Source organism: Mesobacillus subterraneus, from assembly GCF_003937825.1.
Classification (GTDB): Bacteria; Bacillota; Bacilli; order Bacillales; family Cytobacillaceae; genus Mesobacillus; species Mesobacillus subterraneus.
Map to the genome: position 1 here is coordinate 17,917 of NZ_RSFW01000022.1, position 13,059 is coordinate 30,975.

The 13,059-nt window shown below is 43.7% G+C and carries 13 protein-coding genes and 1 other annotated feature; all 13 genes read right to left on the bottom strand.

What is annotated here, in order from left to right:
• Positions 1–61 precede the first annotated feature (61 nt).
• On the bottom strand, positions 62–1,045 hold the full coding sequence (gene ilvA, locus EJA10_RS18845; RefSeq protein WP_342773939.1) for a threonine ammonia-lyase: 984 nt from the start codon (positions 1,043–1,045) through the stop codon (positions 62–64).
• Positions 1,046–1,088: 43 nt separating this feature from the next.
• Complete coding sequence (ilvC, locus tag EJA10_RS18850) at positions 1,089–2,114, bottom strand: ketol-acid reductoisomerase (RefSeq protein WP_125481584.1); 1,026 nt, start codon at positions 2,112–2,114, stop codon at positions 1,089–1,091.
• Between the two features lie 26 nt (positions 2,115–2,140).
• A complete protein-coding gene (ilvN, locus tag EJA10_RS18855) occupies positions 2,141–2,434 on the bottom strand; it encodes an acetolactate synthase small subunit (RefSeq protein ID WP_125481585.1) in 294 nt (97 codons plus the stop codon).
• Entirely contained in the window at positions 2,431–4,149 is a 1,719-nt protein-coding gene (gene ilvB / locus EJA10_RS18860; RefSeq protein ID WP_125481586.1) for an acetolactate synthase large subunit, read from the bottom strand. Before ilvB ends, ilvN begins: the two co-directional genes overlap by 4 nt.
• Positions 4,150–4,494: 345 nt before the next feature.
• Entirely contained in the window at positions 4,495–6,162 is a 1,668-nt protein-coding gene (gene ilvD / locus EJA10_RS18865) for a dihydroxy-acid dehydratase (RefSeq protein WP_125481587.1), read from the bottom strand.
• A gap of 24 nt (positions 6,163–6,186) precedes the next feature.
• A complete protein-coding gene (ilvE, locus tag EJA10_RS18870) occupies positions 6,187–7,080 on the bottom strand; it encodes a branched-chain-amino-acid transaminase (protein ID WP_125481588.1) in 894 nt (297 codons plus the stop codon).
• Positions 7,081–7,157: 77 nt separating this feature from the next.
• Positions 7,158–7,410, bottom strand: a binding site (T-box leader).
• 213 nt (positions 7,411–7,623) lie between these two features.
• The gene (gene tatC / locus EJA10_RS18875) at positions 7,624–8,349 is read right to left on the bottom strand and encodes a twin-arginine translocase subunit TatC (protein ID WP_125481589.1); all 726 of its coding nucleotides are present in this window, start codon (positions 8,347–8,349) and stop codon (positions 7,624–7,626) included.
• A 62-nt stretch (positions 8,350–8,411) separates the two neighbouring features.
• Positions 8,412–8,609, bottom strand: coding sequence for a twin-arginine translocase TatA/TatE family subunit (locus EJA10_RS18880; RefSeq protein ID WP_125481590.1), 198 nt, complete (start codon positions 8,607–8,609; stop codon positions 8,412–8,414).
• 142 nt (positions 8,610–8,751) lie between these two features.
• The gene (locus tag EJA10_RS18885; RefSeq protein WP_125481591.1) at positions 8,752–10,176 is read right to left on the bottom strand and encodes an alkaline phosphatase PhoX; all 1,425 of its coding nucleotides are present in this window, start codon (positions 10,174–10,176) and stop codon (positions 8,752–8,754) included.
• Between the two features lie 186 nt (positions 10,177–10,362).
• The gene (bioB, locus tag EJA10_RS18890; RefSeq protein ID WP_125481592.1) at positions 10,363–11,355 is read right to left on the bottom strand and encodes a biotin synthase BioB; all 993 of its coding nucleotides are present in this window, start codon (positions 11,353–11,355) and stop codon (positions 10,363–10,365) included.
• Positions 11,356–11,378: 23 nt separating this feature from the next.
• Entirely contained in the window at positions 11,379–11,969 is a 591-nt protein-coding gene (locus tag EJA10_RS18895) for a biotin transporter BioY (protein WP_125481593.1), read from the bottom strand.
• A gap of 167 nt (positions 11,970–12,136) precedes the next feature.
• Positions 12,137–12,367 (bottom strand): helix-turn-helix domain-containing protein, encoded by a 231-nt coding sequence (locus EJA10_RS18900; protein WP_125481594.1) that lies wholly within the window; start codon positions 12,365–12,367, stop codon positions 12,137–12,139.
• Between the two features lie 78 nt (positions 12,368–12,445).
• Entirely contained in the window at positions 12,446–12,616 is a 171-nt protein-coding gene (locus EJA10_RS18905) for an aspartyl-phosphate phosphatase Spo0E family protein (protein ID WP_125481595.1), read from the bottom strand.
• Positions 12,617–13,059: the final 443 nt, after the last annotated feature.

A 13,059-nucleotide genomic window follows, 5' to 3' on the forward strand; every position in this document is an offset into this window, starting at 1 on the left:
TAAACAAAAATAAAGCTTTCCCCCGCTTTATGTGAGGAAAGCTGCTGATCCAGTTCATTTATCACCCAGCAAAGTATAGCTGCATTGTTTTTTGGGACATTTCCCTGTAGGTTTGGATCTTAAGGGGGTCCACATTACCGCCGCTGATGATGCACCCTATTCGTTTCTTTTCTATCGGTGCCTTCTTATATAAGATAGCCGCTAGCGCAGCTGCTCCCGCTCCTTCCACCAGCATTTTTTCTCTTTCCAGCATGAACATGATGGCATGTGCAATTTCTTCATCCGAAACGGTTACGATGTCATCTACATATTGATTTATGATTGGATAGGTCTTAAATCCAGGTTCCTTTACCATTATTCCATCCGCTATCGTGTGTATGTGATGCGATGTCTTCATTTTTTGCCCGGTGAATTTATGATAGGCGGCGGGGGCTCCCGCTGCCTGGACACCGATTACTTTCATATGGGGTTTGAAGGCTTTGATTGCAAGGGTAATTCCTGAAATCAGGCCTCCCCCGCCAATCGGCACGAATATTACATCTAATTGGCTATTTTGTTCCAAAATTTCTAACCCTACTGTTCCTTGTCCGGCGATTACCAATTCCTCATCAAAAGCATGAACAAAGGTGCTGCCATTTTTGTACTTTTCTTCTACCGCCAACTGATAGGATTCATCGTATGTCTCCCCGGCCAATACAATCTCCGCTCCATAGGCTTTAGTTGCCGCCGCCTTGGAAATAGGTGTATGCTTCGGCATATAGATTTTTGACCTGATTCCTCTTAAAGCGGCAGCTAGGGCAACACCCTGTGCATGGTTGCCGGCAGATGCAGCCAGGATGCCATTTCCCGCTTCCTTGTCTGACATCGATAAAATTTTATTCATTGCTCCCCTTATTTTAAACGACCCCGTTTTTTGCAAATTTTCCAGTTTGAGATAGACATCTGCATTGGTTAACTGATTCAAGGTCGCACTCTGCTTCAATGGAGTGCGATGCACTTTATCTACCAGTTGTTCCATTGCTTCAACAATATTGATGTTCTTCACTAAATTCCCAATGGGCTCACCTCAACATGTGTTTTTTTAAATATTATTTATTCGCACTATTTGCCAGTTCTCTCTTCGACTTTTGCTGTACGAATGGCATCATTTTTCTTAGCTCTTTTCCAACGGCTTCAATCGGATGCTGCTTCTCCCGGTTATTGATCGCATTGAATTCAGCACGGTTCGCTTGATTTTCCAAAATCCATCCTTCCGCAAACTTGCCTGATTGGATATCCTCCAGCACTTCCTTCATGCGTGCTTTTGTTTCTGCGTTAATGACTCTGGGCCCGGAAACAAAATCACCCCATTGAGCTGTGTCGGAAATGGAATGTCTCATACCTTCCAGCCCCTGTTCATACATAAGATCGACGATTAATTTCAGCTCATGCATACACTCAAAATAGGCGACCTCTCTTTGGTATCCTGCTTCCACCAGAGTTTCAAATCCGGCTTTAACCAGTGATGTCAGACCTCCGCATAAGACAGCCTGCTCACCGAAGAGGTCGGTTTCCGTTTCTTCTTGAAAATTCGTTTCCAGCACACCTGCCCTGGCTGCCCCTATGCCTTTTGCATATGCCAATGCTAGTTCCATTGCTTTCCCTGTCACATTCTGATGCACACCTATTAACGCTGGAACTCCTGCACCCTCCTCATACGTTCTCCGGACTAAGTGTCCCGGTCCTTTCGGTGCCACTAAAAATACATCTACGTTTTCAGGCGGGACGATTTGATGAAAATGAACATTGAATCCATGCGCAAAGACAAGTGCTTTTCCAGCAGATAGGGCCGGCTTGATTTCCTGTTCATATACAGAGGGCTGTTTTTCATCAGGCAACAGGACCATGATGACATCCGCCACTTCGCATGCCTCTTTGACAGATAAGACAGCGAATCCGTCCATCTCTGCCTTAGCCCAGGATTTCCCTTCACGCAATCCGATTACAACCTGTTGCCCGCTATCCCGCAAGTTCAGTGCATGGGCATGTCCCTGGGATCCGTAACCAACGACAGCAATTGTCTTTCCTTTTAATACCTCTGCATTTACATCTGCATCGTAATACACCTTTACCATATTAAATCTCTCCTCTTCATATATTCTTATATTAGTAACTTCTTAATGTATACAAGCTCTCGATTAATAGCATGATCGTCTGGTGAATCTGACACATAGAGTACATCTATCTGCTTATTCACTTGCTTCAGCAGCTGCAAAAATCTATGGTCATCTTCCACTTCCAGCACGACAGACATTTTAGAAACTTCTTTTAGCTCCGGGTATACGGCAACGGCAAGGCTTTCAATCTGGTACTGATGTTTCGTGAATATCCCCATAAGGCGAGTAAGAATTCCATTTTGGTTATGCACTAATGCCGTGAACATCCGTTTCTTCATGGTTTCACCCCGATCATTTCATGTAATCCTTTACCAGGCGCGACCATCGGATAGACGTTTTCAGCAGGATTCACCCGGCAATCAATCAGGACGGGCTCACGGTCTGAAAAAACTTCCCTGAAGACCTGCTCTGCTTCATCCTTATTGCTTACTCTATAAGCTTTTATCCCATATGATTCTGCAAGCTTTAAGAAATCAGGCTGCAGGGAAAAAATCGAGTGTGAAAATCGTTTCTCATAAAACGTTTCTTGCCACTGGCGGACCATCCCAAGCGAACCATTATTGATGATCAGCACTTTAACTGGTAAATTCCATTCTTTTAATAAAATCAATTCTTGCAGAGTCATCTGAAATCCGCCGTCCCCTGCTAATGAAACGACCGTTGCTTCTGGCTCTGCCAACTGCGCTCCGATTGCCGCCGGGAAACCGAATCCCATTGTTCCCAGTCCGCCTGAAGTAACCCAGCGATTCGGTTGAGAAAAAGAGTAGAATTGAGCAGCCCACATTTGGTGCTGGCCGACATCCGTTGTAACAATGGCCTCGCCATTAGTATGCTTGTTCACTAATTCGATCAAATGCTGAGGCGAAAGAAATTCCTCAGTATCCGTATACCAATATGGATAATCTTTTTTGTATTGTTCTAAATGGTCTAACCAGAGCCTTGCATCTGGCTCCTGCACTGTTTGATCCATCAGCATCTGCAGCACGGCCTTTGCATCGCCAGCTATCGGTATTTGCGTATCGACATTTTTGCCAATTTCCGATGGATCGATATCGATATGGGCAACCTTGGCTTTTGGCGCAAATGTTTTCAGGTTCCCAGTCAAACGATCATCAAAACGGGCACCTATATTGATTAATAAATCACATTCATAAATGGCCATATTCGCGGCATAACACCCATGCATTCCAGCCATCCCCAAAAATAGTGGATGCTGTGCCGGAAATCCTCCGAGACCTAAAAGAGTGTGGACAACAGGCAATTGATAGAATTCCGCAAAACTAAGCAAATCTTCAGAAGCCTTAGCGTGCAGAACCCCTGCCCCTGCTAAAATGACCGGTTTTTCGGATTCAGTCAGTGCCTCCAGAAGAATTTTCACATGCACAGGGTCAGGATTCACATTCGGGTGATAACCTGGCAGATTAACCTCAACCTGCTTTGTTGGAGGTGTTGGCAGTGCGGTTAAATCCTTTGGGATATCAACCAAAACAGGTCCCGGCCGTCCGGTCGTGGCAATGTAAAAAGCTTCTTTCACGATTCTTGGAAGATCTTCCAGCTTTTTTATCTGGTAGTTTTGTTTCGTGATCGGTGTCGTGATCCCGACGACATCCGCCTCCTGAAACGCATCCGTTCCTATTACTTGGGATGCAACCTGGCCTGTAAAAATCACAAGCGGCAACGAATCCATCATGGCATCGGCAATTCCTGTCACGATATTCGTTGCGCCAGGTCCTGAAGTAGCTATGACCACCCCTGGCTTTCCCGAAACACGGGCATACCCTTCAGCCGCGTGGATGGCTCCTTGTTCATGGCGTGCGAGGATGTGCTTCATCGGAGACTTGTGTAAAGCATCATAAATGCCAAGGACCGCCCCTCCAGGATAGCCAAACAAAATTTCTACATTTTCCTGTTTCAAGGCCTGAATCAAAAGGTCTGCTCCATTCATTTTCAATTGTTCTGCTTCCACCGTTCCCATGGGCGTTGTGGATTTCATCTAAATCTCCTCCTTTTCATGGCAATAAAAAAAGCCCATTCACTCCTGCAAATATATTCATATTGTGCAGGGGTGAAAGGCTTATAGCATTCCACGGTACCACCCTCATTCGATGCATCTCTTGCGAAACGCAACCTTTAAGGCATATCAGGTCTTTTTTTCCCTTAACCTGATTTGTCTCATTTTTGATAACGAGTATACATCGATGTATACTCGGCTGTCCCTACTGCTATTTCAAAACAGCACTCAGAGGGGATAAAGGGATTGGCGTATTACTGGCTTCCAGCACGACCAGCTCTCTGTGAATACGGGATCCAATTCCTAACCTCGTCATCGAGTTAAATATTAAATTTTTAAGATTCCACCTGTGCTCGCGGAAGTGACCAGCTTCGAATACCGTGCTAAATAGCCTTTTTTGATTTTAGGTTCTGGCTGTTTCCACTGAGCTCTCCTTTCATTTAATTCTTTTTCAGGGACTGAAAGATTAATTGTTCTATTTTCCAAATCTATTAAAATTGTATCTCCGTTTTGTACAAGCGCGACCGGACCTCCTTCAGCAGCTTCTGGTGAGATATGTCCGATCGATATGCCTCGGGATGCACCGGAAAATCTTCCATCCGTAATGAGGGCCACCTTCTTCTCCAGTCCTCTTCCGGCAATGGCAGCTGTTGGGGCAAGCATTTCCGGCATACCTGGTCCACCTTTTGGTCCTTCATAACGGATGACCACAACATGCCCTTCCTGAACGTCACCGCGTTCGATTCCAGCCAAGGCTTCATCTTGTGATTCGTAGACTATGGCTTCTCCGTTAAAAGTCTTGATGGAAGGATCGACCGCACCTACCTTGATGACACAACCATCAGGCGCAATATTTCCAAACAAAATAGATAGACCGCCGACAGGGCTATAAGCCGTTTCCTTGCTGCGAATCACGTCGTTATTTAACACTTCTGCATCCTTTACATTTTCGTAAAGGGTTTTGCCGCTGATTGTGATACGATCCGGGTTTACTGCTCCTTCCATTTCACAAAGCTGCTTAATGATTGCGCTGACACCGCCGGCATTATGGACATCCTGCATCGAATAATGGGATGCCGGGCTAATTTTAGATAAATAAGGAATTCGTTTGGCTACTTCATTTATTCGGCTCAAATCGTAATCAATTTCTGCTTCGTTTGCGATCGCGAGTGTATGGAGGACGGTATTCGTCGATCCTCCCATGGCCATATCAAGTGCAAAGGCATCATCAATTGTCTCTTTGGTGATAATGTCCCGCGGCTTTATGTCTTTTTTTATCATATCGACCAAGTAACGGGCAGCGTCATAAATCAATTTATGACGTTCCTTTGAGGTAGCAACGAGCGTCCCGTTTCCGGGAAGAGCTACACCGAGCATTTCCATAAGCGAGTTCATGGAATTGGCAGTAAACATTCCCGAGCAGGAGCCGCACGTTGGACAGGCGTTTTGCTCGATATCAAGCAATTCCTCTTCGGACATTCTGCCTGACTGATAAGCACCAACACCTTCAAATACGGACACAAGTGATAATGGCTGTCCGCTGCTTGAGACACCTGCCTCCATAGGGGCACCTGAAACAAATACAGAAGGAATATTGGTTCTCACTGCCGCCATCAGCATCCCCGGCGTAATCTTGTCACAGTTCGGGATGTAGAATACACCGTCGAACCAATGGGCATTAATGACGGTTTCAGCCGAATCTGCGATTAGTTCTCTGCTAGGCAAGGAATATCTCATGCCAATATGTCCCATCGCGATTCCATCATCCACCCCAATGGTATTGAACTCGAACGGGATCCCGCCTGCTTCTCTGATCGCATCCTTGACGACTTCCGCAAACTCTCTCAAATGGACATGTCCCGGAATAATATCTATATAGGAATTGCAGACACCGATAAACGGCTTTTCAAGATCGCTTACTTTTACCCCGGTTGCATAAAGCAGACTCCGGTGCGGAGCCCGGTCGACTCCTTTTTTTATCATGTCACTGCGCATGTAAACTCCCCCTATTGATCAGCGCTATGCATTCTGTTTTTCATACACTTTTGTTCCATCTTCCATCACAGTTTTTCTGAATTCCTCCAGAAGCTTATTGGTACAAGGCCCCGGTTCGCCTGTGCCAATCGTTCTGCCATCAACCTTCACGACAGCAATGACCTCTGCCGCTGTCCCGGTTAAAAAGACTTCGTCCGCTACATATACGTCATGCCTCGTGAATACTTCCTCCCTCATAGGAAAGCCCAAATCACGGGCAATTTCCATGATGACATTTCTTGTGATTCCTTCCAGTGCTCCTACATAGCCGGGAGGTGTCAGGATTGTACCGTTCTTTACAATAAAGACATTGTCTGCAGAGCCTTCCGCCACATATCCCTGGTCATTAAGCATGAGCGCTTCACTGACACCAGCTAAATTGGCCTCGATCCTGACGAGGATATTATTTAAATAGTTTAATGACTTCACTTTTGGTGAAAGTACATCTGAGCGATTCCTTCTCGTTGCGACAGTGACAATGTCTATCCCTGACTCATATAATTCTTTCGGGAACAATGACAGTTCTTCGGCAATGATGATAACTTGGGGCCGCGAACAAGAGGCGGGATCCAGTCCCAGGTTCCCCGCTCCTCTGGAGACCACGACACGGATATAAGCATTCCGAAGGTTATTCAACCTCAACGTCTCTACAACAAGATCACTTAATTCCTGTTTGCTATAGGGAATAGCCAGCATGATGGACTTGGCTGAGTCGTAAAGCCGATCAATATGGTCCTTCAGCCGAAAAACATTGCCTTCGTACATTCTAATTCCTTCGAACACTCCGTCTCCGTACAGGAAACCATGGTCGTACACTGAAACCACTGCATCTTTTTTGCTGACAAATTTTCCATTCAAATAGATCAATTGCTCCTTCATCACCCATACCTCATCTCTCATTTGATATTTGATTTTGAAACAATATCTTTTGAAAAATAAAAAAACTCATCCCTAAAAATAGGGACGAGTTTAGCTCGCGATACCACCCTAGTTCCGTTCGCGGATAGAATAATCCACAAAACGACACTCAATCAACGTACAATCATACGCGTTCCTTGTAACGGGGGACCACCCGGCAACACTTACTGGACCTTTCAGCATTGCATCTCGGAGATGATTTTCGGATCAGTTCTGAACATCGGCTTGCACCATTTACCGACTCTCTGTGGAACAGGATACTCATCTTACTCTTCTCGTCATCGATTTTATTTTCCAAAATTTATTAATATTAAAATTATCAGCAATAAATTGATTTGTCAATTAATTTAATAAAAAAATTATTCGGCATCCTATTATGTTTTTTCAAGACCAAGGAATAGGATCGTGTTTATAAGCTGCTCAAAAACTATCATACTTCAGACTCCGGGCACCCTTGATCTCCCTTTTGTTCTTCCTCGATGCATGCCTTACCTTAAGTTAAACTTAAGCTGCCGAAACTTCAGCCACCTGTTTCCTTCGATAAACGATTTTCGATAATACAACACTGCATTCATATAAAAATAGCAGCGGGATAATAACCAGTATGTCGGATAGAAAATCCGGGGGCGTAATGAGAACAGCTGTTACAATCAACATAAAATAGGAATACTTTCTCGCTTTTTGCAAACGGTATGGATTTAACACTCCGAGACTTGTCAAAAACATAATAATGACAGGCAGTTCAAACAGAAAGCCAAATGGCAGGACCATATGAATCAGAAAACGGAAGTATTTTTCTGTTGTGAAAAATTCCATGAACATGTCTTCGGATAGCGATAGCAGGAATTGAAATACTAGGGGAAAAATCACAAAATATCCGAAACAAATGCCCGCAATAAATAGCATGAAGAGTGCTGGTATGTAGGCTACTGTTATCTTTTTTTCTTTTTCAGATAAGGCAGGTCGTACGAAGAGCCAGATTTGATGGGCCGCTATTGGAATCGTACCTGCAAGGGCGATCACAGCGGCGAGCATTAAATATACCCACAAGATATCACTTGGACCAAGAACGGCTAATTTGATTGATAAATCCTGGATGAGCCAATGGTAAATATTCTTTATATATATCAAAGCCATCATGACAATCAACATAAAGCTGCCAACGATGATCATCAGGCGTTTTCGCAATTCACTCAAGTGGTCAACTAGATTCATTTGTTTTTCATCCATGAAAATCACCTCTAAAAAAAGAAGATGAAAGTAAGGTGGTTACCCGCATCTTCTACTATTTCTTATTGAGTTAAGCTGCTTTTGTTTTTTTCTTCTTTGGTCGACTCGTCATCTGAAACCAGCTCACGAGTTGATTTTTTAAACTCTTTTAAAGTAGAACCAAACGCCCGGCCAATTTCGGGAAGCTTGGATGGACCAAATATAATTAAGGCAATGACAAGAACAAGAATTAAACCAGGGATTCCGATATTCTGCAACATTCACATAACCTCCTTTGTTAGACAGCTCAGAAAAAAAACTTGCTGGTCGCCAGGCTCGTTAACAAGCACATGGATGTAAAAAAGATGTAAACCATACAAAGCGTCCAGCTTACATCTTTTTTATAGTCTCCAGTAAAACGATCTAACTCATTTTTATTCCGTGGCGTTCAAATGCTGCTGCTTCTAAAATGGACATACCTTGAGCTTTTGCAGCCTTGGCCACTTTTTCAGAAACCTGCGGTGCAAGGTTGGCTGGTGCAGCAAAGGACATTTCCCTTGCGCGCGCAGCATTACGGCGCTGGAATGGCCCCCAAATGGCAAACGTTTTGCCAGGGCTTTGAATATTGACGAATAGAGTATTTCCATCAGGCGAGAAGATTGGACCTGCCAGTTCAGAATCACTTAAACGATTGGCTGCAAAAGGATAAACCTTGCCTTCCGGAGTAATCCCCATGATCCGGTCCTGGCCGGAACCATCTTCAGCAAACCAAAGGTCGCCCCAAGGAGTACAGCAGATATTGTCTGGATATTCCATTTGTTTTGCATCATTTCCCTCATAGAAAAGCTCCAGGGTATTCGTGTGCGGAACATAACGATAAACACGGCCCAGCTTTTTGTCACCTGCAGAAGTATCATCGAACCAGAAGACTCCTTCTTGAAAGAAAGCTCCCTCAAGCCTTGAGAATACAATGCATTTTTGCGCAGCAGCTTCCTCTCGGCACCAGTGTGGATCTACTTCCTTCCAAACAATCTTAAAAGTTTGACCGGTTTTAAATGTGCTTGCTGATGGATCCGCAACCTCTTCAATCGCAGCCGCATAAAGCTTGCCGCCCTTTTGGAGCGCACCCGGCTTTTGGCTCAGGTCATTTGGGATAAAACGATAAAGGAAGCTTGGGCTTGCATCTTCGGTCAAGTATACATATCCTGTCGCTGGGTCAATGGCACATGCTTCATGCGAAAAACGCCCCATTTCCTTGATTGGTGTTTTGGACATGTCGTTTTCTGGCTGTGTCGGATCCACTTCAAAAACATATCCGTGTCCCGCGGAACGGTTTTCTTCACAAGTCAGCCAGGTTCCCCAAGGGGTTGCTCCGCCAGCACAATTTCGGATCGTACCTGAAGAGGTTACATATTCCTTGATGACTTCACGATTTGCTCCTACAACTAGAGCAGTAGTTCCACCCTGTGCATTTGGATCATAAGGATTTTTGCCAAATGCCGGACCTGATGATAATTCATGATTGCGCACCAGGATGGCCGTATTGTTCGGCCCTTCAAACGCTGCCATTCCATCAAAAGCACCAGGTACTTTGGTTCCGTCTGTCATCAAGTCTCCTTCTCTGGAGATAATTTTATAATGAAAGCCTTTTGGGAGATCAAGAATACCATTAGGATCTGGGACCAACTCTCCATACCCGCCAAAACCGCTTGTTGGATTATCAGCAGAATCTGCAAGTGCTTTCGAACTCAGCCCCATTACTCCAGTGCTGCCAAGCGTTAGGGCAAGAGCGCCCACCCCTCCCGCTTTTAAGAAATCTCTTCTGTTCAAGCCATTTTGTTCATTCATAATTTTCTCTCCTCTTCTATGTATTTTTGAATCTAGTAATAGAGTAAAGGGAAAATATTAAGCAATAACCTGAGTTTTGTAAAAATTCAGTATACAAATAGTAAAGTAAAATTAAGAAGATAAGAGTGGCTTTACAATTAAAAAAAGCCCCTGAGGAGTGTCTGATGCACAGGGGCTTTTAAAAGTTTATGTTGTGATTTCTTCCTTTGCAAATTCAATATCAAAACCAAGATCCTGAAGCATTTTGTGGTCTGCGGTTGTTTCCTGTCCTTCTGTCGTCAAATAATCTCCTACAAAGATGGAGTTGGCAGGGTAGAGACCTAATGGCTGCAAGCTTCTTAGGTTCACTTCTCTGCCGCCTGAAATCCGGATTTCTTTTGTCGGGTTGATGAATCGCATCAGACATAAGACTTTCAGGCAGTAGCGCGGATTTAATTCATCGGTCCCTTCCAGTGGAGTACCGTCAATTGCATGAAGGAAATTGACCGGTATTGAATCAGCATCAAGTGCTTTCAGGCTCCGTGCCATGTCGACCACATCTTGCTTTGTTTCTTTCATTCCTAGGATTACACCAGAGCATGGTGAAATCCCAGATTCTTTGACAATTTCGACAGTATTGACCCGGTCATCATATGTATGGGATGTCGTGATAGCATTGTGATGTTTCACTGAAGTATTGAGATTATGGTTATACCGATCGACACCAGCGGCTTTCAGTCTCTCTGCTTGTTTAGGTTTTAGAATTCCAAGGCAGGCACAAACCTTAAGGCCATATCTTTCTTTAATTTCCTCTACTGCCGAAGTGACTGTATCGATTTCCTTTTCACTTGGTCCTCTGCCGCTGGCCACAATGCAATAGGTGCCGGCATTCAGGTTGTACGCTTGTTCCGCGCCTTTAAGGATCGTTTCCTTATCCATCATCTTATATTTTTGGATTGGTGCTTCTGATACGCTGGACTGCGCACAGTAACCACAGTTTTCGGGACATAATCCCGATTTTGTGTTGATGATCATATTCAGCTTCACTTTATTTCCATAATAGTGATGGCGGATGATGTAGGCTCCCTGGAGCAATTCGAGCAGTTCCTGATCAGGGCAATCCAGAATTCTTAAAGCCTCCGCATCAGACAGCTCATTCCCATTGAGGACGCTCACGGCTAATTCCTTCCAGTATCCCATGCTTTTTCCTCCTCCTTTAATGTTTATGCTGTCTTTTTCAAATGTTTGAAGCTGCCTTTGCTTAAGACTGTTTTCTCAAGCCTGTGTCCCATCATGCCGGCGAAAACAGCAAGAATGATATCTTTTGGAAGAGGGACAACCATCCAAAGCCAGGCCATTTGGTACGTAAACCCTTCCGGTGCAGCAGCCCAGAATTTATAGGCAAAATACATCCAATTTGTCCCGAAAACATAGTTAATGACGAGCCCAGTTAAAGAAGCAATGATAAATGCGGATAAAGTACGGTTCTTCTCAACGATTTTACCTACAACATAGGCTGCTAAAATGAACGAAAGGATAAATCCGAAAGTCGGGCTGACAAAAGAGGATAACCCCGCCCCAAACTTGGCGAAGACTGGTACACCTACCAACCCTACTAATGCATAAACCGTCATGGAAATGGCACCTAAACGGCTGCCGAGGATGATTCCTGCTAAAATAGCAAAGAAAGTTTGCAGCGTAATCGGTACACCGCCGACCACCATAAACGGCACAAACGAGGTGATATTCGCCCCGATCGCCATAAGGCCGACGAACATGGATGCCAGAGTTAAATCCAGTGCTTTTAATTTCATAAATAGCTCTCCTTTTCTGTGATCTAGATTAAGGATACGATTTATGAATATTTTATGTCAACCAAAATATTTTTAAGTTAACATAAAGGATGCTAGTAACTTTTCTTCCAAGTTTACAGAAATAAAAAAAGAGGGTCCCCCCTCACAATGTACAAATTGATAGATTGTCACATTTTCGTTAACTGCTTTCCATTGTCTTGTTCACCTTTTTGTATTTCTTTACTCATTTGATAATAGCTTAGCAGTTTTTTAATGGTGGTTCCCCGTACACTTTTATTTTCCTCGATTCGGTTAAGTGTCTTTAATTTAATTTCTAATTCTTCACATACCTGTTCCACTGTCAGATTTCTTTTATATCTCTCCATTTTCAAAATGTCGCCTAGACTGGAAGTTTTCATTGATTGTCACAACTCCTCTATGAAATCTGAATTGCTGTCTGCGAAATCCTAACTACATCTATAACTACTGATTGATTGTCAATGCGCTGCTTTTTCCTTCAAGAGTTTCATGCCAATTTTTTGCTGCTCCCAAATGTACATGTCCAATTCCTGGCTTAATTGAATCGTTTTTTTACTCGTATATCCATTTTCCCGTATGCTAATGATCATTTTTCTTCGGGTATCTTCAATCAGATCCTTCACGCTCATGACAGTACACCTCTTTATTCAAAAAGAATCTTTACACAAAATTAATATTCTTTACATTTAGCCCACTGTCATTATTATGGTAGAATTGGCCGTTTTTGAACATTGAGTGTTTGTTCTATTTTTATTGATACTAAGTTTTAGTGCGAATAGAACCAAGGTTATAGTTTCGATTTCCATTTTAAATCCTTTTTAAAAAAAAGCTGTTTTTCGCATTGATTGCTGCTTTTCGTATAACATAAGTAATTCCGTATCACTTTCTACATCGGATTTTGTCCGAAGTCCAGTCAACTTCGGACATTTTCACCGCTTCTCCACCGGATTTTGTCCGAAGTCATGCCCTCTTCGGACATTTTCACTGCTCCTCCACCGGATTTTGTCCGAAGTCATGCCCTCTTCGGACATTTTCACCGCTCCTCCACCGGATTTTGTCCGAAGTCCTATCA